Raw genomic sequence first — 23,673 nt, forward strand, 5'->3', positions numbered from 1 at the left:
CCCCCGTCTTGCTGTCAGGACCTACGTAAGGTCGAAATGATCCGGTCAGCTACCTGTGGATCGGGTGCGCCCGAAAGTCCCTGGTGAACCTCCACCATCAGGATCATGACCTCGGCGGTCGCGTATCCAGCCGTCGTAACGATGTCGAAACGAGCAGAGGGTGGGTCGCACTCGTCGTCTCGTGGAATGTCGGTGACCGAAGCCGTCATGCGCATTGCGGGTCGACCGGCGACTTCAAAGAGCACAGGTTCGGAGTACGCGACACGGGGCAGGTTCCATTGGGGATCGGCGAAGATGCGTTCGGCCTTGCGGACTTCCTCGCGTGCGACCGTCTCGATGTCCACACCGTTTCTACCGGTCGCGCCCGACATCGCGAGTGAGTTGGCCCTCTTTGTGGAGCAGTACTCGTCACCGAACGAACCGATGGCGCCGTAAGTAACGGAGCCCTGGTCGTCGGACCACCCGGCCACCGAACGGGCGCTGTTCGTCCAATCCGCTGGAATGTCGTACGTCAGCCCGAACTTCGTCGCGATCGGCTGCGGCTGCCCCTCCGCGACCTCGATCTTCGGCGGCGGAAACTGCATCGACGGGAACCCGGGAGGCAGCGGGGGCGGCTGCGTTGTGGGTGTGGCGGGCGCGCTCGTCGTCGGGAACATCGCCGACCGCAGCGTCTGCTGATCTGGTACGTCGTCTGCCGCCGGATTGCCCAACTTCGACACGAGCACGACCGCATAGATCGCTCCGACCGCGACCGCCAGCCGCAGCGCGAGTTTCCCCCAGCGCACGAAATTCTCCCCCCGGATATCGGAAGGGAGGCTATCAAACCGCCCGGTTTGCCCCTGTTCGCTGCTGGCGTACAGCGGAAGGGAAACGAAACCCCTGGCTGCTGCGTTAGGACGGGTAAGCAGGCACACTGTCCCGCAGTGAATGGGATGGAGGCGGCGCAGGCCGTACCACTGGCCACTAGAGTAGAGGTGCGGCTCGTGGATTCCGTGTAGGGATCTACCCCAAGAAGAACGTGAGGGAGAGCGATGTTCGAGAGGTTCACCGACCGCGCGCGGCGCGTTGTTGTCCTGGCCCAAGAAGAGGCCCGGATGCTCAACCACAACTACATCGGCACAGAGCACATCCTGCTCGGCCTCATCCACGAGGGTGAGGGCGTGGCTGCGAAGTCGCTGGAGTCGTTGGGTATCTCCCTTGAGGGCGTGCGCAGCCAGGTGGAAGAGATCATCGGCCAGGGTCAGCAGGCCCCGTCCGGTCACATCCCCTTCACCCCGCGCGCCAAGAAGGTGCTGGAGCTGAGCCTGCGCGAGGCGCTGCAGCTCGGCCACAACTACATCGGCACCGAGCACATCCTGCTCGGCCTCATTCGTGAGGGCGAGGGCGTGGCAGCCCAGGTGCTGGTGAAGCTGGGCGCCGACCTGAACAGGGTCCGTCAGCAGGTCATTCAGCTGCTGTCCGGCTACCAGGGCAAGGAGCCTTCCGAGTCGGGCGGCACCCGCGGCGAGGCGGGCACCCCGTCGACGTCGCTGGTCCTCGACCAGTTCGGCCGGAACCTGACCCAGGCCGCCCTCGAGGGCAAGCTCGACCCCGTCATCGGCCGCTCGAAGGAAATCGAGCGGGTCATGCAGGTGCTCAGCCGCCGGACCAAGAACAATCCGGTCCTGATCGGTGAGCCCGGCGTCGGCAAGACCGCCGTCGTCGAGGGCCTGGCCCAGGCCATCGTCAACGGCGAGGTCCCCGAGACGCTCAAGGACAAGCAGCTCTACACCCTCGACCTGGGTTCCCTGGTCGCGGGCAGCCGCTACCGCGGTGACTTCGAGGAGCGCCTGAAGAAGGTGCTCAAGGAGATCAACACCCGCGGCGACATCATCCTGTTCATCGACGAGCTGCACACGCTGGTCGGTGCGGGCGCGGCCGAGGGTGCCATCGACGCGGCCTCGATCCTCAAGCCCAAGCTGGCCCGCGGCGAGCTGCAGACCATCGGTGCGACCACCCTCGACGAGTACCGCAAGTACATCGAGAAGGACGCCGCCCTTGAGCGCCGGTTCCAGCCGGTGCAGGTCGGCGAGCCGACGGTCGAGCACACCATCGAGATCCTCAAGGGTCTGCGCGACCGCTACGAGGCGCATCACCGCGTCTCGATCACCGACGGCGCACTGGTGGCCGCGGCCACCCTGGCCGACCGGTACATCAACGACCGCTTCCTGCCGGACAAGGCGATCGACCTCATCGACGAGGCGGGCGCCCGAATGCGCATCCGCCGGATGACCGCACCGCCGGACCTGCGCGAGTTCGACGACAAGATCGCCGATGCGCGCCGGGAGAAGGAGTCCGCGATCGACGCGCAGGACTTCGAGAAGGCCGCGAACCTGCGCGACAAGGAAAAGACCCTGGTCGCCCAGCGCTCCGAGCGGGAGAAGCAGTGGCGTTCCGGTGACCTGGACGTCATCGCCGAGGTCGACGACGAGCAGATCGCCGAGGTCCTTGGCAACTGGACCGGCATCCCGGTGTTCAAGCTCACCGAGGAGGAGACCACCCGTCTGCTCCGCATGGAGGACGAGCTGCACAAGCGGATCATCGGCCAGGAGGACGCCGTCAAGGCGGTCTCCAAGGCGATCCGCCGCACCCGCGCCGGCCTGAAGGATCCGAAGCGTCCGTCCGGCTCGTTCATCTTCGCCGGCCCGTCCGGTGTCGGTAAGACCGAGCTGTCCAAGGCGCTGGCGAACTTCCTGTTCGGCGACGACGACGCGCTCATCCAGATCGACATGGGCGAGTTCCATGACCGCTTCACCGCCTCGCGGCTGTTCGGTGCCCCTCCCGGGTACGTCGGCTACGAGGAGGGCGGCCAGCTGACGGAGAAGGTCCGTCGCAAGCCGTTCTCGGTGGTGCTGTTCGACGAGATCGAGAAGGCGCACCAGGAGATCTACAACACCCTCCTGCAGGTGCTCGAGGACGGCCGTCTGACCGACGGCCAGGGCCGCACGGTCGACTTCAAGAACACCGTGCTGATCTTCACCTCGAACCTGGGCACCGCGGACATCTCGAAGGCGGTCGGGCTTGGCTTCACCTCCGGTACCGGCAACGAGTCGAACTACGAGCGGATGAAGCTCAAGGTCAACGACGAGCTCAAGAAGCACTTCCGGCCCGAGTTCCTCAACCGCATCGACGACATCATCGTCTTCCACCAGCTGACCAAGGATCAGATCATCCAGATGGTGGACCTGATGATCGGTCGCGTCGAGAAGCAGCTGAAGAACAAGGACATGGACATCGAGCTGACCGAGCAGGCGAAGTCGCTGCTCGCCAAGCGCGGGTTCGACCCGGTCCTGGGCGCGCGGCCGCTGCGTCGCACCATCCAGCGCGAGATCGAGGACCAGCTCTCGGAGAAGATCCTCTTCAACGAGCTGGGTGCGGGCCAGATTGTGCTCGTCGACGTCGAGGGCTGGGACGGCGAGAGCTCCGGCGAGGACGCGAAGTTCACGTTCGCCGGTAGCCCGAAGCCGGTCAAGGTTCCGGATTCGCCCGCGGAGGCGCTTGCGGGTGCAGGCGAGGCCCCCGTCGAGGGCGGCTCGGCCGAATAGTTTCACGCACGACAACGCCCCGCGAGCGAAGGCTCGCGGGGCGTTGTCGTGTCTGGTCGGGCTGCGGTGCCAGGGCTCAGGAGCCGAGGTCGACGCCCGGCAGGTCGACGGATCCGAACGGCCCGTTGCCGATCTTGACCTCCACCAGTACCGTCTCGATGCCGCTGCCCGCGACGTCCTGGCCGGCCGGGTAGGCGCGGGTGCCGTCGAAGCCGAAGTCGTTGTCGGAGATCAGCACCAGCCGGTTGCCGCGCAGCGCGGCGCCCTCGATCTTGCCGGGCACGCCCGCCACCCCGGCGAGGTTCGCGAACGGCGTCTTGTCGGCGCTCGTGATCAGCGCCCGGCTCGGGTCCAGGTCGACGGCGTGGAAGCGGGCCTCGGTGTCGGTGCGCTCCTCGACGAGGACCCGGGTCTGCGACAGCGGGATCAGCGCGGAGATCTTCAGGTCGCGGCCCCGGGTGCCGGCAGCGAAGGTGGACGGGTCGTCGAACTGGTACCCGAACTCGTGCACGGTGGCGCGGGTCGCGGTGTCGAAGGTGAGCAACTCGGTGACGGTGCGGTCCCGCTCGCCGCTGACCACGACCGAACTCTGCAACGCGACGGCGACCGTGCGGCCGTCCGGCAGCAGCGCGATGTCCTCGAAGCCGCGGTTGCTGCGCCGGTCGGCCAGGCCCGCCGGCAGGCTGCCGGTCACCGGGTACGCCACACCGGCTGCGGCGTAGTCGTCCTCGAGGCCTGCGGGCACGTGCCTGGCGACGACGCGGCCCTGCGCGTCGGCCTCGACGATGGACGGGCCGTACTCGTCGACCAGCCAGAAGTGTCCGTCCGGCGTCCGGACCACGCCCTCGGTGTCGAGGCCGTTCGGATTCAGGGCGAGCTGCGTGGCGGCGTCGGCGGCGAACGGCTTCTCGTCGCGGGGGAGGTTCGACAGGCCGGTGACGGGCACGCCTGCGGGCGTGGTCAACGGCAGCGTCTCGAGCACGGTGATCCGGTCGCCCTGCACCCGGATCTTGACGAGCGCGGGGGTGAACTCGGGGACGACGAAGGTGCGGCGGTCCGAGCCGCCCACCTTCACCTCGCCGTTGGGTCCGCGGTCGGTGACGGTCCAGTACTCATCACCTCCGACGTGGAAGAGCCCGCTGCCGATGCCGCCGAGGGTGACGCCCCGGTCGTCGGCGATCTGCCGCTGGATATCGGACAGCGGGGTGGCGGGCAGCGTCGCCGATGACTTCACGATCGGGGCCGCCGGGGGCGCCGCGGAGGCGGGAGCGGTGACGACGGCGGCAACGGCCGCGGCGACCGCCGCGGCCAACATGGTTGTGTGAGTGCGCATGACGACAGAACCTAGGGTCGCCGGATGTCCAACTGTCGTCGTCAGGGCGAACAGCGGGTGCGGCCGACGGATCCGGTGATCGGGCTACGTGATGACCTCGAGGTGTGCGGCCTGCCGGGTCCGGTCTGGCCCGAACAGCGCCGCCTCCTGCCGGGCCCAGCGTGCCCAATGCGGCCGGAACATCTCGCCGTCGCGCCGCAGTGCGCGTCGCATCCGTTCGTCCGGGTCCGCATCCACGAACACCCGGACCGCGAAGTACCCCCTGGCCCGCCCGGTGGTCGACCCGGCACCCTCGACGATCAGGTAGCGATGTCGGCGCATCTCGCGCCATTCCGCGTATCGTCCCCGACTCCAGTCGTAGCGTTGATAGCGCGGGGTCCGGCCGTGCGCGGCGGGCCGCAGGACCCATCGGACGAGACGCGGAACGGATCCGGACAGGCCGTCCCAGCCGGGATACAGGTCGTCCATCCGCACGATCGGCGCGTTGTCCAGTGCCGCGCCGACGAGCTCGGCCAGAGCCGACTTCCCGCCGCCCGACGGGCCGTCGATGCCGATCAGGGTCGGCCCGCGATTGCGTCGCCGCCGCCCATGGGCGGCACGCGCCAGCGCCGCGGTGCTGGCGGCGCCGCCGGTCAGCGCACGGCTGGTCGGGTCGTCGTCGGTGGTCATGAACACACGGTATGCCGCCGCCGGTGCGGTCAGCGCTCTCCGAGTCGGTCAAGGGGGTTGAGGCGTAGGGGGATTCGCATCCCGGCGTGCCACAGCGTTGCGACCGTCGAACGGGGGCGGACCCGGCTCTCGCGCCGGGCGAGTTCGGCGAACTCCGTGCCAAGCCCGTCGCGCGGGAGCGCCGCGACGACCGCGCGCACGAAGTCCGCAGGCATGTCCCGGATCCGGTAGCCCGCGACGTCGAGGTGGGCAGCGTCGTGCAGCAGGGCGGCCTCGGGACCGTGCCCGGCGGGTGTGCGCGGGTCCATGTGGCGGGCGATCGCGGTGGCCACCGTCTCGGCGGTGGCGGGAGCACCGCGATCGGCGACGAACCGCTTCGCGTTCTCGGCGCCCAGTAGCGCGAAGCAGCCGACGTGCGCTTCGGCGGGTGCGCCCAGCGCCGTGTCGTGCAGGGCGCACGCGACGAACAGCGCCTCGGGGTCGGGTTCGGATCCGTCTACCGCGCGAAATCGCATGGCCCACTGCCAACATCGCAGGCTGTGGGCCAGGATGCCGGGACTGAGCACCTCTCGCGCGTGCTCGAGCGCGTCCCTGGCCAGGGCGGAGTCCGGCGGGTCGAACAGTGTCGGGGCGCCGTGGTCCGTGATCGGCACTCCCGCCAATTGGCTTGGTAGCGCGCGGGTCTGAATCGCAGCGGCCTGCAGCGCAACCCGAAGCCGGTCCGCCCGACCGAGTTCACCTCTGAGCATCGGCCAGCTCCTCCAGTCGTCGGGCGCCGTCCGCCCGGGCCATGTCGATGAGCGAGTCTGCACTGTCACGGGAGATCGTGCGGCGATGTTCGAGGCTGAGCACGCCGTTCACGGTCGCCCACGCCAGCAGCACGAGCTGTTCGGTCGACCCCCGGGGCAAGCCGATGGCCGTCACCAGCTCCCGGGTGAGCCCGATCAGCGTCTCGTCGATCCGCGCTCGGGCCTCCGTCACGACCTCGGATTCTCGGTCGTCGACGTCTGTCAGCCCCAGGATCCGGAAGGCCAGCGGACGGCCGCGGTGAAACGCGACGTACGCGTCGAACGCCGCCAGCAGGCGGGCCTCGGCGGTGGGGCCGACCAGTGCCTCGCGCATGCCCTGCGCGTGCTCGGTCGCCGTGCGGTACGCGAGCGCCGCGTACACGTCGGCCTTTCCGCCGGGAAAGTTCGCGTAGATCGAGCTGAGCGCGACGTCTGCCTCGTTCGCCAGGGCGTCGACACTCGTCGCCCGGTAGCCGTCGCGGGTGAACAGCAGGTCCGCGGCGTCGAGGACCGCGGTGTGTGTGCGACGACGCCGACGATCGGCTGGCGGGTCTAGGCTCATGGTAGAAACCGTAGTACAGTTTCGGAAACGTAGTCAAACTCTGATTAAGGAGTGAATGTCATGTCCGAAGCAACAATCCAGGCGCCCACCACGGGGTCCGAGGCGATGCGGCTGTTCCTGCCGCATTCGCCCTTCGTTCAACACCTCGGTATCGAGCTCATCGACATCGGCGACGACCACGCACGCCTGCGCATGCCGTTCCGCGAGAACCTGGTCACCGTCGGAGACATGGTCCACGGCGGCGCGCTCGCCGGCTGCATCGACATCGGGATCATGGCCGCGGCATGGGCGGGGCCGCGGGTCCCCGAAAAGCTGCGTGGCGTCACCATTTCCATGTCGGTCGAGTTCCTCGAACCCGCATTCGCCGAGGACGTCGACATCGTCGGGACCCGCGTCCGGCAGGGCCGCCGGTTGAGCAGCTGCGCGGTGGACATCGTGACCACCAGCGGAGGCAAACTGGTGGCCAAGGGACTCGGGACTTATCAGGTCGGCTGATCCGCCGGTCTCATTCGCGCTCGAACCGGTCCCGCACCGCCTTCATCTTCGCGCGCAGTTCCTCCTGATCGATGATGCCCAGGTCGATCAGCGCGTGTGCGGTCACCACCGCGGACCGCGCGCGGACCGGGAATTGGAGGTAGATGGTCTCGCCGAGTTCGTCCTCGGCCTCGCGCCGTTCGAGGTTGTCGAGCGACCCACGCCAGGAGAGACATTCGCAGGTGGCCTGCATGCTCGATTCCCACGGCGCCGGCTTCCCGTCCAGCTCGGGCAGGCTCGACTCGCGCCGCGATTCGGGGTCGAGCGTCTCGAGCAGCACCTCGTAGCCGTCGCTCATCACGCACCCACCTTCGACGGGGCGTCGGACGCGGTCCAGTCGACCTGGGGCAGCGCCACCCCGATCATGGTGTCGCGGGTGACGATGGCGGCGAGCTGCTCCTCGGTCCACCCGTCGGTGCCCGCCGGCCGCATCGGCATCACCATGAACCGCGACTTCTGGTTCGAGTCGTGCACTCGCACCTCGACATCGGGCGGGATGTGTAATCCGAACTCGGCGAGGACCTCCCGCGGCCAGCGGACGAGGCGTCGCCGGTAGTTGGGCGTGCGGTACCAGTCCGGCGACATCCCGAGCACCGGCCTCGGGTAGCAGGAGCACAGGGTGCAGACGATCACGTTGTGCACCGTCGGGGTGTTCTCCAGGACGTAGAAGTACGTGTAGTCACTCGGGGTTCCGGATCCGGTCGGGTCCCGCCAGTCGATGCCGACCTCCTTGCAGGTCTCGGTGCCGTCGGCGAGCAGTCGTGCCTTGAAGTCGGGGTCGGTCCAGGCCTTGGCGACCAGCCGCGATCCTCCTGCCGGCCCGACGGATTCGGCCCACTCCGAGAAGCGGCGGTGATCCTCCGCGGAGAACAGGCCCTTCTCGATCGCCAGTTCCCGGACGGCCGTCTCGAGGATCTCGAACTCGCTGATCTCACCGGATTCCTGGATCGGTGCGTGGTGATCGTGTGTCTGGCTCACTTCGGCTCCTCCTGGGCGGGTTCCAGCCACCGCTCCGAGCACTCGGTCTCGAGGGTGTCGACATCAAATCCGGTGTACTGCGGCCAGAGGTCGCGCTGCCTGAACCGCACGACGTAGAAGGGTTCCTTCCGGCCGTCGTCGCGTCCCCACGCCTCGTCCTCGGGGATCACCCACTCCGGCCGGTGCTCGACCACCACGCCGGTCCGGCCCCGGGTGAAGGCCTGCGTGCGGGTGTGGAACATCGACGTCGCGTCCCGGACGGTGACGCGGTCTCCGATCTGGAACTTCGTCATGACGTCGCCTCCGACCGCGCCCGCACCTCGTCCAGCTTGGCGGACAGTTCGTCGGGGGTGATCAGGCCCTTGTTGATGAGGGTCTTGGCGGCGACGGTGGCCCAGCGCGCGTAGTAGGGGAGCCCGAAGTAGAGCGTCGCCCCGAGGTCGTTCTCCGCCCGCCGTCGTTCCTCGGAGTTCCACACCCCGCGCCAGCCCAGGCATTCACAGGTGACGTAGGTGCGCATCTCCCAGGGTTCTTCGTCCTTCTCCTTGTACTCGATCGGCAGGTCGGGTTGGCCGCCGACGTCGTGGAGGACATGCCGCAACGCCGCAAACATCTCGTTGGAGATCTCGTAGGGCGAGTCCAACGGATTGCGGTAGACGGGTGCGATATCTGCGACGCGCGTCTGCAGCGCGTCGAAACTCTTCGGTGAACTCATCGAGATCTCCGTCGTTCGTCGAGCCGTTGGCCATCGTCAGGGTCGATGGCCGGGTTGTCCGAACTAGTGGCAGGGCAGGCCGAGCAGGTGGCGGCCGTCGTGCATCAGTTCGTGCATGTACATGCCGGTGCGGGAGACCGCACCCTGGTCGAATCCGACCAGGTAGAGGGAGAGCAGCGCGAGCAGGATCACTCCGATGGTGAGAGCTATCGCGCCCAGCGATTCCGCTGTCCCGCTTGGTGAATGGACTACTGCCATGGTTCCTCCTGGTTAACGGGACATCCCGTGGTTCCATGCGAAGGTCGGCGTGTTCTCGCGGTCGGGGAGTGATCCCCCGACCGCAGTGTCGCGGCATCCCGAGATTACACCGCGGGCAGAGGCCGATTTCGGGTTTCCGTGGAATGCCGGCCGCGCTCGGCACGCAAATCCCGCCCGCGGGACCTCGGTTGGTGTGGACTGGGAGAGTGGCAACCACAGCCCTCGGAGAGCAGCCCGCTCGGTCCCGGCTCGTCCTGCTGTCGCTGATCCTCGTCGCGGCCGTCGCGAACCTGAACCTGGCGGTGGCCAACGTCGCGCTGCCCGACATCGGGAAGGCATTCGACGCCAGTCAGACGCAGCTCAACCTGATCGCGGTCGGCTACTCGGTGGGGCTCGCGGCGTCGGTGCTGTACCTGGGCGCGCTCGGCGACCGGTACGGGCGCAAGACGATGCTGGTCCTCGGCATGACGCTCTCGGTGCCCGCCAGCCTGATCGCCGGCTTCGCACCCAATTTCGAGGTGCTGTTCCTGGCCCGATTGTTCGGCGGCGTCAGTGCAGGCCTGGCGTTCCCGACCACGCTGGCGCTGATCACCGCGCTGTGGTCAGGGGCAGCGCGCACCAGGGCGATCGCGCTGTGGTCCGCGATCGGCGGCGGCATCTCGGCGCTAGGGCCGCTCGCCTCTGGCGCGCTGTTGCAGCGCTTCGAGTGGGGTTCGGTCTTCCTCGTGACGCTGCCGCTGGCCTTGCTGGCCCTCGGCTCGGCCGTCGCGTTCGTGCCTGCTCACGTCAACGAGTCGACCGATCCCGTCGATCACCTCGGCGGCATGGTGTCCGTCGTCCTGGTCGCCGCCCTCGTGCTTGGCATCAACTTCGCGCCCGTGGACGGTATGGGCGCCACCGCGGTGGGGTTGCTGTCGATCGCGGTCGCGGCGGGGGTGGTGTTCGTCTGGCGCCAACTGCGTGCGCCCGCCCCGCTTTTCGACCTTCGGATCGCCGCACGACGGATCTTCTGGGTGGCCGCAGTGGCGGGCATCGTGGTGTTCGGCACGCTGATGGGCACGATGTACATCGGTCAGCAGTTCATGCAGAACGTGCTGGGCTATTCGACGCTCGCGGCGGGATCGGCTGGGCTGCCTGCCGCGGCGGTGATGGTGCTGGTGGCGCCGCAGTCCGCGAAGCTGGTCGAGTCCCACGGAGCCCGGTTCACCCTGCTGCTCGGGTACGCGTCCATCGTGCTGGGCCTGCTGGTGGCGCTGCTGTTGTGGAAGGAGGACGCGCAGTACTGGAAGATCGCGCTCGGCTACATCTTCCTCGGCATCGGGGTCGGCCTCGCGGGCACTCCGGCGTCCCGGTCGCTGACGGGCTCGGTGCCGGTGTCCCGGGCCGGGATGGCGTCGGGCACGGCGGATCTGCAGCGCGACCTCGGCGGCGCCATCGTGCAGTCGGTTCTCGGGGCGCTGCTCACCGCCGGATACACGGCGTCGTTCACGGCGGCGATCGCGGCGTCGCAGCAGGCGAGCCAGGTGAGCGCGGAGGTGCAGTCCGCGCTGGAGAAGTCGTTCGCCGGTGCCGCGAACATCGCGGAGCGGTACCCGCAGTACGCCGAGCCGATCATGAGCGCGGCGCGCGCGGCGTTCCTCGACGGCGACACCAAGGCGTACGCGGCGGCGATCCTCATCGTGCTGGTCGGGGCCGCGCTGGTCTTCTTCGCCTTCCCGAAGCGCGACGAGGAACGAATCCTGTTGGCGCGCTATCACGAAACGGACAACGTGGCGGAGCAGTAGCCGCCCGCGACCGGTCTCCCGGATTCGGGTGGTCCCGGCCGCGATCGCGGGGAACACTGGTCCCTGGCCGAACTCATGCCCGACGGAAGGAACCCCCATGCCCACACGCACTTCCCGCACCGCCTGGAACGGAACCCTGCAGGACGGATCGGGCCAGGTCGAACTCAGCAGTTCCGGTGCGGGCACGTTCGAGGTCTCGTTCCCCAAGCGCGCCGCCGAGGACGCAGACGGGACCACGAGCCCGGAGGAGTTGATCGCCGCGGCGCACTCGTCCTGCTACGCCATGCAACTCTCTGCGCTGATCGGAGAGGCGGGCGGTACCCCGCAGAGCCTGGAGATCACCGCGGACGTCACGCTCGGCCCCGACGATCCCGGATTCAAGCTGACCGGGATCACGCTCACCGTTCGAGGCGAGGTCGACGGGCTCGACGCGGACGGGTTCGCGAAGGTGGCCAAGGCCGCGAAGGAGACCTGCCCGGTGAGCAAGGCCCTGACCGGGGTCCCGATCACCCTCGACGCCGCGCTGATCACCTAGGACCCAGGAACAGAAACGGGAAGGTGGACGTTTCAACTATCTGTGAGCCTCGAAACGAACACCCAGCCCGAATCCGTCACCGAGCCCGCCGTGGTGATGGAGGTGTGGTCGGACATCGCCTGCCCGTGGTGCTACATCGGAAAGCGACGCTTCGCGGCGGCGCTCGAGCAGTTCGAGCACCGCGACCGGGTGCAGGTGGTGTGGCGTTCCTACCAGCTGGCCCCCGAGACGCCGGTCGGCGCAAGGGCCAGCGAGCTCGAGGCGCTGGCCGAACACAAGGGCCTGCCCACCGATCAGATCAGGCAGATGTTCGCGCACGTGGCGTCCACCGCGTCCGCCGACGGACTCGCGATGGACTTCGACACCGTGATCGCCGCGAACACCTTCGACGCGCACCGGCTGGTCCACCTGGCAGGCGAGCGCGGCGAGGAGGTCATGGAGGCCCTGTTCCGTGCCCACTTCACCGACGGCCGGGTGGTGGACGACCGCGAGGAACTCGTCGCGATCGCCGCCGAGACCGGGCTGGACGCGTCCGCGATCCGCGCGGAGCTCGACGGGGACGCCGCGGCAGAGCGGGTGCGGGCTGACATCGAGGAGGCGCGTCTGCTCGGCGTGACCGGCGTGCCGTTCTTCGCCGCCAACCGGGCGATCGGCGTCTCGGGCGCGCAGCCCGTCGAGGTGTTCACCCAGCTGCTCGAGCAGGCCTACGCGCAGTCCGGCGCGATCGTCTCGCTCGGCGGCGACGACAACGCGAGCTGCGCCGACGACTCCTGCGCGGTCTAACGACCGAAGTGCCGTCGGGCGTCGGCTCCCAGCAGCAGCGCGAGCCCGGCGACCACCGCGATCAGGTGGACGGTCCGGGCCGCAGCGATGACGATCGCCGCGACCGTGACGTCTGCGGCGTCGAATCCGTTCGCCGACAACAGCCAGGCCGCCGGTTCGACGACCAGCGACCCGATCCCCACCGTCCCGAGGCCGATCAGCAGGGTCAGCCGGGCGGGATTCGATCCGCGCCGCATCGCGACGGCGAGCGCGAGCACCGCGCCGTAGACCGCCAGCCGGATCGCGCCCTGTGCTCCGACGGCCGCGGGACTCGCGTCGGCGCCCTCCAACACGCGGGCCGCCTGGGCGATCGCCTCGACGACCCCGGCGAGCAAGGCGACGCAGAGCAGGGTGAACGAGAGTTCCACCTGACGGGGAGGGCGGGTGCGGACTTCGGCGGCGGTCATGGCTGCGAGCCTGCCGCCCCGGCGCCGAGTCGCGCATCACCCCGTGGCGTGAATCCGGGCTCCCCCCACGGTATTAGCCCGCCGCCGATACTCCCGAATGTCACATTGGTTCAACTCAGTCGAACCAATGTGACATTCGGGAGGTCGAGCGGCGCTGTGGCCTCTAGCGCGCCGTGAGTGAATCCGCCTGCGAGGTCAGCCGGTTCGACCGCTCCGTGAGGAACGCGAACCCGAGGCCGAGCGCCAGCCACAGCGTGGCTTGGATCGTCAGCGACGAGATCCGGAAGTCCCACAGCAGGCTGGCCGGGAAGTCCGGGCCGACCTCGTCGATGTCCGGGAGCGCCAGGTATCCGATGCCGACGACCGCCAGGAAGGCGAGCAGTGGCGCCGCGATCCGGACGGTCAGGAACTCGTTCGCCGCCAGGACCTTCGCCACGTACGCGGCGATCGCCACCGCCGCGAGACCGAGCACCACCGTGGCGAGCCAGAGCAGGGTGCGGTTGTTGATGGTCTCCGGATCGCCGACCGCGGGTGGATTCGCCGGGTATTTGAAGAACGGCACCGCCTCGACAGCAAGCCAGCCGAGGCCGGCGAGCGCGAGGGCGAGGATCGGGCCGGACAGGCCGCTGACGCGCCGTGCGTAGTACGCGACCGCGGCAAACAGGGCACCGAGGGCCAGGCCCGCGAGGGTGGTCGCGAGGAACAGGCCGAACCGCTGCCCGTCGCGACTGACCAGCGGTTCCTCGGAGTCTCCGTGCGAATGCCCGCCGGTCGCGGCCTCGGTCGTGCCTGCGTCGTGCCCGTGCGCCTCCGTCGGGGCCGCCGCCGACTCCTCGATCGCGATGGCCGCGTCGATGTGCGGTTCACCGATCACGAACGCGACGGCTCCTGCGAGCAGGCCGGCGACGAAGCCGGCCAGCAGGCCGCGGATGAGGAGGTTCTTGAAGGTTCCGGTCAGTGGCACGGCAGGCCCAGCAGGTGGCGACCGTCATGCATCAGTTCGTGCATGTACATGCCGGTGCGCGAGACCGCACCCTGATCGAAACCGACCAGGTAGAGGGTCAGCATCGCGAGCAGGACCACGCCCGCGATGATCATCGCGATGCCGACCGAATCGGTCGCCGTGCTGGGGGTGTGTACGAGTGCCATTGGTTCCTCCTGGGATTCCGCGTCCCCTAAAAGCCCATGCGATGGCCCCGGTATCTGGCTGTCGAGGGTGTGCCTCGAACACAGTGGCGCGACCGCTCCGGACTCTCACCGGATTCCCGTCAACCATCGCTATTACCAGCGCACTGTCGCACTGACACGACGGTGGTGTCAATGCGTCGGCGCGTCCCGGCCGGCCGAGACGTTCGCGCGCACTTCATCGGGCGGGCGGCGAGAGTTGACGTGACCGTTGCGCCGACAGTGATCGATGGGTCGGTGCGAATAGTGCAGCTGGCCAACTTCTACGGTCCCCGATCGGGCGGGCTGCGGACCGCGCTGCACAACTGGGGCGCCGGCTACTGCGACCGCGGGCACGAGGTGGTCCTGGTCGTCCCCGGCGAGCGTGACGCGGAGGAGGTGATGGCGAGCGGGGTCCTGCGGATCACGCTGGCGGCGCTTCCGCTACGCGCGGCCGTCACAACGGCTGTTGCTGCACTGCGGACGGTTGTCGGTGGAGAAGCAGGTCGATCGCAGCATCGACGCGGTCCGCTCTCTCGTGGCGCAGGGTCAGGACATCCGGCTGGTGATCGCGGGAGACGGACCCAGGCGAGAGGCCTTGCGGCACACGGCGAGGGGGTCGGCCGGTGCCCGCCGCGAATCGGCGCGGCTGCGGGCCGAGCAGTTCAGCTGGTCGGCGTCGGTTGACGGGATGCTGTCGGTGCTGGCGGGGAACTGACCGCGGGGGTGGTCAGGGCCCGTCGCAGCGCGGCCGCGACCCGGCCCATCGCCTCGGGACCCGAACGGCCGACCCCCACCATGTTCGCGAAGGAGTGGATCAGCCCGGGCTCGCGGACGTGTTGCACGTCGACCCCGGCCTCGCGGAGCTTCGCGGCGTAGGCGTCGCCCTCGTCGCGCAACGGGTCGAACCCTGCGGTCACCACGTAGGCCGGTGGCAGACCGGCAAGATCGCCGTAGATCGGGGATAGCAGCGGGTCCGTCCGATCCGCCCCGGCGGGCACGTAGCTGTTCTCGGCGAGGTCCATGAAGCGTTTGGTGAGGATGAATCCCGTCGCGAAGGTCGACCGGCTTGGCCGCTTCACGGCGAAATCCACCGCGGGATAGACCAGCAGCTGGAATGCAGGCGGGACCCCGACCTCCCCGCGCGCCGCGCGCTGGGCCAGCACCGCGGAGAGGTTTCCGCCCGCGCTGTCGCCGCCGACGGCGATGCGGTCCGGGTCGATGCCAAGGGCGGCCGCGTTGGCTGTCACGAACGAGTACGCGGCCTCGACGTCGTCGACCGCGGCGGGGAAGGGTGCCTCGGGGGCGAGTCGGTAGTCGACGGCGACGACACGGACGCCCGCCCGTTCCGCGAGAAATCGGCACACCGCGTCGTGGCTGTCGAGGTCGCCGTAGATCCAGCCGCCGCCGTGGACGTAGAACAGGGCGGGCGACGCCGTGGTCAGGCCGCGAGGGGTGTAGAACCGCAGCCGGAGCGGGCCGCCGGGGCCGTCGATGTCCAGATCGGTGACCGCGCCGATCGGCAGGTCCCCGCCGACGGCCTTGGAGCCGCTCACAAGGGCGCGACGACCGCCCGGGATCGGGCGCTCCTCGATGGGCGTGCCCTCGACCTTCTGCAGCTTGAGGATCAGCTGCATCTCGGCGTCGAGGGTGTTGCCGTCGACCACCACGGGTCGGCCCGCCGCGCGCCGGAGGATGCCCGCGGGCATCGACAGCAGTGCCTGCAGGGTGCGCCGTTTCACCGAGTCGATCGCCGATGTCATGCAGGCAAATCTATCCGCCGGGCCGAGGTCCGGGTGGCGGTTTGAAGCTCAGGCGTCCTTGGCGGCGGCGACCACGTCGAGCACGACCTCGAACTCGAGCAGGGAGGAGCCGGACGCCACCGGCTTCGCGCGCTCGCCCGAATGCGCGGCCCGGGCCGGGCCGTCGGCCCACGCCTTGAAGGCCTCCTCGGATTCCCACTGCGTCACGACGAAGTAGCGCTCGTCGCCCTTGACGGGGCGGAGCAACTGGAAGCCGAGGAAGCCGGGGGAGTTCTCGACCGCGTGCGCGCGGTTCGCGAAGCGCTTCTCCAGCTCGGGGCCTGCGCCCTCGGGGACCTCGATTGCATTGATCTTCACGACTGCCATGCGGGCGAGCGTACTCCGCTCGGGGTCAGGCGCCGGCGCTGTCGGGCTCGGCGAGATGTTCGGCCAGCACGGCCAATTGGATCTTGCCGGCGTCGGCGTGGACATCACGGCCGGCGTCGGTGACGTCGACGAACACGCCGCGACGGTCGGACTCGCACAGGGACCGCGTGACCAGGCCCGCCTTCTCCAGACGCGCCACGCTCCGCGAGAGGGCGCTCGGGCTCAGGTACATGTCCGCGGCGAGCTCCTGCATCCGCGGGTGCTTGCAGGTGACGCTCATCAGGCGGTCGAGGGTCTCGAAGTCGCTCATGCTCAGGCCGTGCGCGCTCTGCATCTGGCGATCGAGGTCGCACGCGATCCCGTTGTACCGGTCCAGCAGCGCTCGCCAGGTGCCACGGAGCTCCGATTCTGTCGTCATTACGTGTTTGGCGCGGCTCCTTCGTTCATGGGGGAGAGGCAGCGCCATCCTCCTATCTCAGTTTTGTCGGGAAAGTTTGTCGGTGGCTGTAGCTACGTTGTCTGCTGTGGACGAGGTAGTGCGCTTCACCTATCGGCTGCGGCCGGGTGCGGTAGCGCAGCGTGCTTTGACTGCCGAGTGGCATCGGTGCCGGTTCCTGTGGAACGAGGCTGTCCACCAGCAGAAGTCGGGTGCCAAGCCGACATTCGGCAAGTTGAGCAGATTGCTCACCGCGGCTCGCTCGCGCAGTGGGTGGTTGCGGGGCGGGTCGCAGGTCGCGCAGCAGCAGATGTTGCGTGGCTACGCCCGCGCCCTCGACCAGTCGTTCACGGTGAAGGGGCGTGGGCGGCCGGCGTTCAAACCCAGGAAGAAGACGTTGCCGTCGTTGGAGTACACGCGGCGGGGGTTCAGTCTCCGTGACGGTCGGTTGGTCCTGCCGAAGGGTGTCAGTGTTCCGGTGGTGTGGTCGCGGGAGTTGCCGTCCGATCCGTCCAGCGTGCGGATCTATCAGGATTCGCTCGGGTACTGGTATGCATCGTTCGTCGTCCGCCGCGCAGTTCCGCCCGCTCCCGAGGCCGAGGGTGGGATCGGTGTCGACTGGGGTGTGAGCGCGACGGCCACGACCACCGACGCCGAGTTTGATCTGCCGTATCTCGGGCACCGCAAGCGGTGCGCCGGCGAACTCGCCAAGGCGCAACGAAAGATGGCCCGCCGCCACAGCGGGAAGCGTGGCCCACGGTCCCGTGGCTACGACCGTGCGAAACGGGAAGCGGCGAAGCTGCGCAAGAAAGCCGCCCGTCAGACCCAACACGACAGCCGGGTGTGGGCCAAACGGGTGGTCGACCGGCATGGCCTGATCGCGGTGGAGGACTTCAAGCCCAGATTCCTGGCGAAGTCGACGATGGCGCGCAAAGCTGCGGACGCGGCTATCGGCGGGGCGAAGCGGGAGCTGATCGAGCGCGGCACGCGGGCTGGCCGAACGGTGGTGTTGGTGCAGCCCGCCTACACGAGCATGACGTGTTCGAGTTGCTTCGCGAGAGCCAAGCAGCGACTCGGACTCGCGCAACGAACCTTCCGATGCCATGCCTGCGGTCACACCGACGACAGGGACCGGAACGCTGCCAGAGTGATTCTGGCTGTGGCAGAACGCGGCCACACTCGCGTTGACGACGTCAGACAATCGGATCACCGCCTTCCGGTGGGTGGTTCGGTTGCGGTCTGAGCTGGGAATCTCCTGCCAACAGGAAAGGAGAAGTGTTAAGGCCGCATCCTAGTCGCGGCCGATTGATTGATGCAAGCGAATTAAATGTTAACGAAATTAGTGCTTGCGCATTGATTGCACATGCACATACAGTCCTCGACGTGACTATCACCGAAACCACTCCGAACCTCACCGCCTCGCCGGGTTCGACCGCTCCTGCCGCCGGGCAGGCATGGACGGCCCGCCTCTGGGGGATCCTCGCGGTGCTGTGCGTCGTGATGTTCCTCGACGGGCTCGACGTCTCGATGGTGGGTGTCGCGCTGCCGTCCATCGGCACCGAACTCGGCCTCGACACCACCTCGCTGCAGTGGATCATCAACGGTTACGTGCTCGGCTTCGGCGGCCTGCTGCTGCTGGGCGGGCGCACCGCCGACCTGCTCGGTCGCCGCAACGTCTTCCTGGTCGCGCTGGCGGTCTTCGCCATCGCCTCGCTGGTCGGTGGGCTCGTCGACAACGGCACCCTGCTCATCGCGACCCGCTTCGTGAAGGGCCTCGCCGCGGCCTTCACCGCGCCGACCGCGATGTCGATCCTGACCACCACCTTCAAGGAGGGGCCTGCCCGCAACCGGGCGCTGTCCATCTTCTCGGTGTTCGGTGCCAGCGGCTACTCCTCCGGCCTGATCCTCGGCGGGCTGCTCACCAGCGCCGGATGGCGGTGGACATTCCTGATGCCGGTGCCGTTCGCGGTCGCCGCGCTCGTGGCCGCCGCCGTGCTCATCCCGAAGGACCGTCCGGCGGACACCGGCGGGCACGATCTCGCGGGCGCGGTCACCCTCGTCGCGGGCATGCTGCTCACCGTCTACACCGTCGTCTCGGCGCCCGCCCGGGGCTGGACCGATCCGTTGACGTTGGGCTCGTTTGCCCTCGCCGCGGTGCTGCTGGCCTCGTTCTTCCTGGTGGAGAGGCGGGTCGCGCATCCCCTCGTGCGGCTGGGCATCCTGAAGGTGGGCACCATCGTTCGGGCCAATCTCAGCATCATGGCCCTGTTCGGGTCCTACCTGAGCTTCCAGTTCATGGTGACGATCTTCCTGCAGTCGGTGCTCGGCTGGTCGCCGCTGAAGATGGCGCTGGCGTTGCTCCCGACTGGACTGATCGTGGCGGTGGGTTCGCCGTTCGTCGGCCGTCTGATCGACCGCTTTGGCACGCCGCGGATGATCATCGCCGCGCTCACCTCGCTGAGCCTGGGTTACCTGTGGTTCCTGTTCGTCGGCAGTGACCAGCCGACCTACGTGGTCGCCATCCTGCCCAGCACGGTGCTGCTCGGACTCGGCTTCGCGCTCGGCTTCACCTCGATCATGGCCCAGGCCACCTCGGGCGTCGACGACTCCGAGCAGGGTCTCGCGTCGGGGTTGGTGCAGACCTCCGCCCAGGTCGGCGGGGCGTTGGTCCTGGCCCTGACGACCGCGTTGGTCACCGCCGGTTCGCACGCGGTCACGGGTGCGGGCACCGCGGGATTCGACCAGTTCCGGCCCGGACTGGTCCTGGTCGCCGGGGTGGCGCTGGTCGGGCTTGCGGTCACGGTCTCGCCGCTGATCCGCGGCCGTCGATACACGTCGGTGCCGGGGGCGGGCCGGGCCTGACGGGCGGGCACCGACCTCGAGGCAGCACGGCACCGGGATAACCTCGGTGCCGTGCTGCATGACGAGGGTGGAACCGGCCGGCCGATCCTGTTGCTCCATGGACTCATGGGCAGCGCCAGGACGTGGCGCAGGCACGTGCCGTGGTTGCGCGAGCACGGGCACGTCTACACCTTCGACGCGGCCGGGCACGGCAGGCCGGCCCCGGCCGAACTGACCACCGAGGCGTTCGTCGAGGACCTCACCGCGGCGTTGGCGCCGATCACCGAACCGATGGTGGTGATCGGACATTCGATGGGCGGGCTGCACGCGTGGTGCTTCGCCGCCGCGCATCCTGATCGCGTCAGCGCGCTGGTGGTGGAGGACATGGCGCCTGACTTCCAGGGTCGCACCGCGCGCGACTGGGCCGAGATGATCGGGTCCTGGCCACAGCCGTTCCGCGACCGCGAGCACATGATCGACTTCTTCGGACCCGTTGCGGCGCAATACTTCATGGACTCCTTCGAGGAGCGGACCGACGGCTTCCACCTGCACGGTGAGGTGCCGGTCTGGCGGGACATCTCGGAGGAGTGGGGGACCCGGGACTTCTGGACTCAGTGGTCCGCGGTCCGCGCGCCCGCGCTGCTGCTGGAGGGCGAGTTCACCATCACTCCTGCCGGGCAGATGCGTGCGATGGCCGACACGGCGCGGGATTCGGTGACGCGCTACGCCCTGGTCGAGGGCGCGGGTCACCTGGTGCACGACGACCGGCCGGTCGAGTATCGCGCGGCGGTGGAGGCGTTCCTCGACGAGTTGCCCGCTCACGCATCCGGTCGGTGATCGTCGCTCCTCGGCGGGCCGGGTAGGCCCTGCGCCGCGCCTGCTGCGAACTCGTGCCCGAAATCGTCGGCGCCGAGCACCCGCATCGCCGCGGTCGTGATCCGGTCGAGGTCGCCGCGCTCGCCGGACGGCAGGGGCGCCCCGACCGACGCGCGGGCGGCCGACGCGGCGCCGAGCAGTCGGGCGGCCGTCGCAGGGCGCCCGGCCAACACCTCGGCCCCGGCAAGGCCTTCCATCGCCAGGGCTGTGGCGCGCGGGTCGCCCTGGCGCAGAGCCTCGGCGTGGCCATCCGAGTGCAGGGCATGTGCGCGGTCGGCGTCGCCGCGCAATTCCGCGATGAACCCGAGCTCGGCCAGCATGAGCGTGGTGATCGGCCCGAAATCGGTGCGCCTGCCCCAGTCGAGCATCGACAGAAGGCGGGGCTCCGCGTCCTCCAGGCGGCCGGCCCGGCGGTCCGTCAGGCCCAGCCCGATCTCGGCCGAGACTTCTCCGTTGCGGTAACCGTGTTCCAGTGCCATCTGCAGTGACCGTGCGTGGAGCTCTCGGGACCGCGCGAGATCGCCTGTCAGAAGCGAGATCCGAGCGAGGCCGCACAATCGATCGGTCGCCTCGCGCCACAGACCGAGTTCCTCCGCGACGCGGAGCCCGTGGGCGTGCAGGTCCCGTGCGCGCCCGTAGTCGCCGGCGATCTCGGCGAGGGTGGCGAGCGGGTAGGCGACCTGCGCCTGCCCCCAGCGGTCGCCGAGTTCACGGAAGATCGCCATGCTCCGCTCGCCGTCGCGGGCGGCCGAGGCGAGCCCGTCGGGCCCGGCGCGTAGCTGGGCGCGCGTGCACAGGGCGGCGGCCACCGCCCACGGGTCGTCCTCGGTCTGCAGCTGGGTGAGTGCCAGGTCCACCAGCTCCCGGCTGCCGTCCATGTCGACCGCCCCGTACCTCGCGTACGCAAGGAACCAGGTGGCGCGGCCGCGGCCGGGGAACTCGACCCCGGCCGGCGTCGGCCGGGGGTCGGGGTCCATGCCGCTGGACTCGCGGGGTGCGTGACGGAGCAGTCGAATGCCACTGTGCCAGTCGGCCGCTCGAATCGCGATCGGATGGTCGGGGTGACCCGCGTTCTGCCGCGTCGCGTCGAGCCAGCGGTCGGCTTCGGTGAATCGGCCGCGCAACACCCAGTACCAGGTCAAGGCGTCGGCCAGGCGCAGACCGAGATCCGGGTGGTCGCGGACGGCGGCGGACAGCGCGCCCCGCAGATTGGCGCCCTCCGCGTCGAGCCGTGCCAGCCAGGTCCGCTGTGACTCCCGATGCAGATGTGGCCGGGCGGTCTCGGCCAGCGCGGTGAAGTACCGGCAGTACCGCTCGCGCAGCTCGCCGAGTTCGCCTGCCTCGCCGAGGTGTTCGGCCGCATAGGCGAGAATCGATTCCAGGAGCCGGTACCTTGGCCCGTCCGGCGAGTCGGACACGACCACCAGCGACCGGTCGACGAGGCCGGAGATCAGGTCGAGAACACCGGCCGAATCGATGCCGTCACCCGAGCACACCGCTTCCGCGGACTCGAGTGTGCAGCCGTCCGCGTAGACGGCGAGGCGACGAAGCAGGGTGCGCTCGGCGGCGGTGAGCAGTGAACTGCTCCAGTCGATCATCGCGCGCAGGGTCTGCTGTCGTGGGGGAGCGTCCCGGTAGCCGGTCGTCAGCAGGCCGAATCGGTCCTCGAGGCGCTCGAGCAGGCGAACGACGCCGAGTACCCGGACGCGCGGCGCGGCCAGTTCCAGGGCGAGCGGGATGCCGTCGAGCCGTCTGCAGATCGCCGCCACGGTCGAGGCGTTGTCCGCCGTCAGCTCGAAGTCGGGGGCGGATGCCGCAACTCGGGACACGAACAGCTCCACCGCGCTCGAATCGGCGACCGAATCAGGTTCACTCGGAAGGCTCAACGGTACTACGGCCCAGAGGGTTTCGCCTCCGATCGCCAGCGGCGACTGGCTGGTGGCGAGAATCCGCAGTCCCGGCGCTGCGGCCAACAGGTGCCCGGCGACCAGACCCGCCGCGGCCGACAGGTGCTCGCAGTTGTCGATGACCAGCAGGATGCTCTTGGTCCGCAGGATCTCGGTCAGGCGCGCAAGCGGAGCGGTGGGTCCCGGTGCGGGAACGGCGCGGGTCGGGGTGTGCTCGCGGATGGCGAGGACCGTCAACACCGCATCGGCGATCGCCGCGGTGTCCGGTTCGCCCGCTGTTGTCAGCGCGGCCAGTTCCACCAGCCACGCGCCGTCTGGGGTCGAATCCGCCAGCTGCCGTGCGGTTTCCACGGCGAGTCGGGTCTTGCCGACGCCGCCGGGGCCGATGAGCGTCACCAATCGGGAGTTTTCGAGTGCGTCGCGGATGCCCGCCACCGCCTCCGCTCGCCCGATGAGGTCGGTCACCGGTGTCGGCAGGTTGCCGTGCACCGTGGGCCCGGTCGTGTTCCTCGGTCCCAGTGCGGAGTCGCGGCGCAGGATCGCGCCGTGCAGCGCGACGAGTTCCGGATCGGGGTCGAGGCCGAAATCCTCGGCCAGGATCTCGCGCAGCCGCGCATAGCTCGCGAGCGCCTCTGCCTGCCTCCCTGCGCGATAGAGCGCACGCATGTGGGCGCCGCGCAGCCTGTTTCGGTGGGGATGCCGGTCGACCAGGCCGGCCAACTCGGCAACGAGTGCCGCATCCTCGCCGAGCGCGAGGCGGGTTTCGGCCTGCTCCTCCAGGGTGGTGAGTCGCCCTTCCTCGAGCCGGGTGGCGGCGGCTCGGGCGAACGGTTCCTCGGCATACTCGGCGAACGCCGGACCGCGCCAGAGTTCGAGAGCGCGCCCGATCAGCGCGATCCGCGACCTCGGATCGGGCTCGGTCCGCGCCTGGGCAGCCAAGCGTTCGAATCGGACCGCATCCACCGCATCGTCGTCGACCCTGAGCAGGTAGCCGGACGCCTCGAACGCGACGAGCTCCCTGCCGCCCGGCTCGGCCTGCTCGAATGCCCGGCGCAGCAACGAGATCTTGGTCTGCAGGGTGCTCTGCGCGCTCGGAGGCGGTTCGTCGCCCCACAGCGCCTCGATCAGTCGATCCGCGGAAACCGGCTTTCCCGGATGGACGAGCAGGGCAGCCAGCAGCGCGCGGACCTTGCGTTCGGTGATCGCGATCGGCCGTCCCCGTGCCGCCTCGGCGCGCAGTGGGCCAAGGATTCCGAACCGCATGCCGTCACGGTAGTGCAGATCATCGACATCGCCCGCCGGCGTCAGCGGACCACAAGCGATACGCAAGGACGGCCGCGCAGGCTCGGAT

25 protein-coding genes, 1 pseudogene and 1 riboswitch are annotated in these 23,673 nt (G+C 69.1%); of the genes and pseudogenes, 9 read left to right on the forward strand and 17 right to left on the reverse strand.

What is annotated here, in order from left to right; all coding sequences use genetic code 11:
• Positions 1–14: 14 nt before the first annotated feature.
• Positions 15–785 carry a hypothetical protein gene (locus ACFXMV_RS04815; RefSeq protein ID WP_378611951.1) on the reverse strand — a complete coding sequence of 257 codons (771 nt, stop codon included), beginning with the start codon at positions 783–785 and terminating at the stop codon, positions 15–17.
• Positions 786–1,031: 246 nt separating this feature from the next.
• Here ACFXMV_RS04815 and ACFXMV_RS04820 point away from each other — a divergent pair, with 246 nt between their 5' ends.
• Positions 1,032–3,584, forward strand: coding sequence for an ATP-dependent Clp protease ATP-binding subunit (locus tag ACFXMV_RS04820; protein WP_378503222.1), 2,553 nt, complete (start codon positions 1,032–1,034; stop codon positions 3,582–3,584).
• A 76-nt stretch (positions 3,585–3,660) separates the two neighbouring features.
• Here ACFXMV_RS04820 and ACFXMV_RS04825 read toward each other — a convergent pair whose 3' ends face one another.
• The 4 genes from ACFXMV_RS04825 to ACFXMV_RS04840 form a co-directional block, all read right to left on the reverse strand.
• On the reverse strand, positions 3,661–4,917 hold the full coding sequence (locus ACFXMV_RS04825; RefSeq protein WP_378503221.1) for an esterase-like activity of phytase family protein: 1,257 nt from the start codon (positions 4,915–4,917) through the stop codon (positions 3,661–3,663).
• Between the two features lie 84 nt (positions 4,918–5,001).
• Positions 5,002–5,586 (reverse strand): hypothetical protein, encoded by a 585-nt coding sequence (locus tag ACFXMV_RS04830; protein ID WP_378503220.1) that lies wholly within the window; start codon positions 5,584–5,586, stop codon positions 5,002–5,004.
• Positions 5,587–5,615: 29 nt separating this feature from the next.
• The gene (locus tag ACFXMV_RS04835) at positions 5,616–6,335 is read right to left on the reverse strand and encodes an HD domain-containing protein (protein WP_378503219.1); all 720 of its coding nucleotides are present in this window, start codon (positions 6,333–6,335) and stop codon (positions 5,616–5,618) included.
• Entirely contained in the window at positions 6,322–6,936 is a 615-nt protein-coding gene (locus ACFXMV_RS04840) for a TetR/AcrR family transcriptional regulator (protein WP_378501791.1), read from the reverse strand. The genes ACFXMV_RS04835 and ACFXMV_RS04840 overlap by 14 nt, the downstream gene beginning before the upstream one ends.
• Positions 6,937–6,996: 60 nt before the next feature.
• Between ACFXMV_RS04840 and ACFXMV_RS04845 the strand changes: the two genes are divergently transcribed.
• Positions 6,997–7,431, forward strand: a complete 435-nt coding sequence (locus ACFXMV_RS04845; protein ID WP_378501790.1) for a PaaI family thioesterase — start codon at positions 6,997–6,999, stop codon at positions 7,429–7,431.
• A gap of 10 nt (positions 7,432–7,441) precedes the next feature.
• Here ACFXMV_RS04845 and ACFXMV_RS04850 read toward each other — a convergent pair whose 3' ends face one another.
• The 5 genes from ACFXMV_RS04850 to ACFXMV_RS04870 form a co-directional block, all read right to left on the reverse strand.
• Positions 7,442–7,771 carry a ScnB gene (locus ACFXMV_RS04850; protein ID WP_378501789.1) on the reverse strand — a complete coding sequence of 110 codons (330 nt, stop codon included), beginning with the start codon at positions 7,769–7,771 and terminating at the stop codon, positions 7,442–7,444.
• Positions 7,768–8,448: a thiocyanate hydrolase subunit gamma gene (gene scnC, locus ACFXMV_RS04855; protein WP_378501788.1), complete on the reverse strand. Its 681-nt coding sequence runs from the start codon at positions 8,446–8,448 to the stop codon at positions 7,768–7,770. The genes ACFXMV_RS04850 and scnC overlap by 4 nt, the downstream gene beginning before the upstream one ends.
• On the reverse strand, positions 8,445–8,741 hold the full coding sequence (locus tag ACFXMV_RS04860) for an SH3-like domain-containing protein (RefSeq protein ID WP_378501787.1): 297 nt from the start codon (positions 8,739–8,741) through the stop codon (positions 8,445–8,447). The genes scnC and ACFXMV_RS04860 overlap by 4 nt, the downstream gene beginning before the upstream one ends.
• Positions 8,738–9,163 carry a hypothetical protein gene (locus ACFXMV_RS04865; protein ID WP_378501786.1) on the reverse strand — a complete coding sequence of 142 codons (426 nt, stop codon included), beginning with the start codon at positions 9,161–9,163 and terminating at the stop codon, positions 8,738–8,740. The genes ACFXMV_RS04860 and ACFXMV_RS04865 overlap by 4 nt, the downstream gene beginning before the upstream one ends.
• A gap of 63 nt (positions 9,164–9,226) precedes the next feature.
• Positions 9,227–9,421 carry a CbtB-domain containing protein gene (locus ACFXMV_RS04870; protein WP_378501785.1) on the reverse strand — a complete coding sequence of 65 codons (195 nt, stop codon included), beginning with the start codon at positions 9,419–9,421 and terminating at the stop codon, positions 9,227–9,229.
• 206 nt (positions 9,422–9,627) lie between these two features.
• On the opposite strand from ACFXMV_RS04870, the gene ACFXMV_RS04875 reads away from it, so the two are divergent.
• From ACFXMV_RS04875 to ACFXMV_RS04885, 3 genes are all read left to right on the forward strand, one after another.
• The gene (locus tag ACFXMV_RS04875; RefSeq protein ID WP_378502394.1) at positions 9,628–11,205 is read left to right on the forward strand and encodes an MFS transporter; all 1,578 of its coding nucleotides are present in this window, start codon (positions 9,628–9,630) and stop codon (positions 11,203–11,205) included.
• Positions 11,206–11,302: 97 nt separating this feature from the next.
• On the forward strand, positions 11,303–11,740 hold the full coding sequence (locus ACFXMV_RS04880; RefSeq protein WP_378502515.1) for an OsmC family protein: 438 nt from the start codon (positions 11,303–11,305) through the stop codon (positions 11,738–11,740).
• Between the two features lie 96 nt (positions 11,741–11,836).
• Positions 11,837–12,523, forward strand: a complete 687-nt coding sequence (locus tag ACFXMV_RS04885) for a DsbA family protein (protein WP_378503256.1) — start codon at positions 11,837–11,839, stop codon at positions 12,521–12,523.
• Here ACFXMV_RS04885 and ACFXMV_RS04890 read toward each other — a convergent pair.
• The 3 genes from ACFXMV_RS04890 to ACFXMV_RS04900 form a co-directional block, all read right to left on the reverse strand.
• Positions 12,520–12,969 (reverse strand): hypothetical protein, encoded by a 450-nt coding sequence (locus tag ACFXMV_RS04890; RefSeq protein WP_378501055.1) that lies wholly within the window; start codon positions 12,967–12,969, stop codon positions 12,520–12,522. The two genes, ACFXMV_RS04885 and ACFXMV_RS04890, sit on opposite strands and share 4 nt — an antisense overlap.
• A gap of 163 nt (positions 12,970–13,132) precedes the next feature.
• Entirely contained in the window at positions 13,133–13,933 is an 801-nt protein-coding gene (locus ACFXMV_RS04895) for a CbtA family protein (RefSeq protein WP_378501054.1), read from the reverse strand.
• Positions 13,924–14,118: a CbtB domain-containing protein gene (locus ACFXMV_RS04900; RefSeq protein WP_378501053.1), complete on the reverse strand. Its 195-nt coding sequence runs from the start codon at positions 14,116–14,118 to the stop codon at positions 13,924–13,926. The genes ACFXMV_RS04895 and ACFXMV_RS04900 overlap by 10 nt, the downstream gene beginning before the upstream one ends.
• A gap of 25 nt (positions 14,119–14,143) precedes the next feature.
• A riboswitch (cobalamin riboswitch) is annotated at positions 14,144–14,273 on the reverse strand.
• A gap of 118 nt (positions 14,274–14,391) precedes the next feature.
• On the opposite strand from ACFXMV_RS04900, the pseudogene ACFXMV_RS04905 reads away from it, so the two are divergent.
• Positions 14,392–14,752: pseudogene (locus ACFXMV_RS04905) on the forward strand (glycosyltransferase); the annotation flags it as partial.
• A gap of 46 nt (positions 14,753–14,798) precedes the next feature.
• On the opposite strand, the gene ACFXMV_RS04910 reads toward ACFXMV_RS04905, so the two are convergent.
• Genes ACFXMV_RS04910 through ACFXMV_RS04920 form a run of 3 tightly spaced genes read right to left on the reverse strand, consistent with a single transcriptional unit; the run spans position 14,799 to position 16,680 of the window.
• The gene (locus tag ACFXMV_RS04910) at positions 14,799–15,896 is read right to left on the reverse strand and encodes an alpha/beta hydrolase (protein ID WP_378501052.1); all 1,098 of its coding nucleotides are present in this window, start codon (positions 15,894–15,896) and stop codon (positions 14,799–14,801) included.
• Between the two features lie 48 nt (positions 15,897–15,944).
• Positions 15,945–16,262, reverse strand: coding sequence for a mycobilin-forming heme oxygenase MhuD (gene mhuD / locus ACFXMV_RS04915; protein WP_378501051.1), 318 nt, complete (start codon positions 16,260–16,262; stop codon positions 15,945–15,947).
• Positions 16,263–16,287: 25 nt separating this feature from the next.
• Positions 16,288–16,680 carry a MarR family winged helix-turn-helix transcriptional regulator gene (locus ACFXMV_RS04920; protein WP_378501050.1) on the reverse strand — a complete coding sequence of 131 codons (393 nt, stop codon included), beginning with the start codon at positions 16,678–16,680 and terminating at the stop codon, positions 16,288–16,290.
• A gap of 106 nt (positions 16,681–16,786) precedes the next feature.
• Here ACFXMV_RS04920 and ACFXMV_RS04925 point away from each other — a divergent pair, with 106 nt between their 5' ends.
• From ACFXMV_RS04925 to ACFXMV_RS04935, 3 genes are all read left to right on the forward strand, one after another.
• Complete coding sequence (locus ACFXMV_RS04925) at positions 16,787–17,941, forward strand: RNA-guided endonuclease InsQ/TnpB family protein (protein WP_378501049.1); 1,155 nt, start codon at positions 16,787–16,789, stop codon at positions 17,939–17,941.
• Between the two features lie 140 nt (positions 17,942–18,081).
• Positions 18,082–19,560, forward strand: coding sequence for an MFS transporter (locus ACFXMV_RS04930; RefSeq protein ID WP_378503218.1), 1,479 nt, complete (start codon positions 18,082–18,084; stop codon positions 19,558–19,560).
• Between the two features lie 51 nt (positions 19,561–19,611).
• Positions 19,612–20,376: an alpha/beta fold hydrolase gene (locus ACFXMV_RS04935; RefSeq protein WP_378503217.1), complete on the forward strand. Its 765-nt coding sequence runs from the start codon at positions 19,612–19,614 to the stop codon at positions 20,374–20,376.
• On the opposite strand, the gene ACFXMV_RS04940 is transcribed toward ACFXMV_RS04935, so the two are convergent.
• Positions 20,358–23,585, reverse strand: a complete 3,228-nt coding sequence (locus ACFXMV_RS04940; RefSeq protein WP_378503216.1) for a BTAD domain-containing putative transcriptional regulator — start codon at positions 23,583–23,585, stop codon at positions 20,358–20,360. The genes ACFXMV_RS04935 and ACFXMV_RS04940 overlap by 19 nt on opposite strands.
• Positions 23,586–23,673: the final 88 nt, after the last annotated feature.

The organism is Rhodococcus sp. NPDC059179, assembly GCF_042754885.1.
Taxonomy (GTDB): domain Bacteria; phylum Actinomycetota; class Actinomycetes; order Mycobacteriales; family Mycobacteriaceae; genus Rhodococcus_G.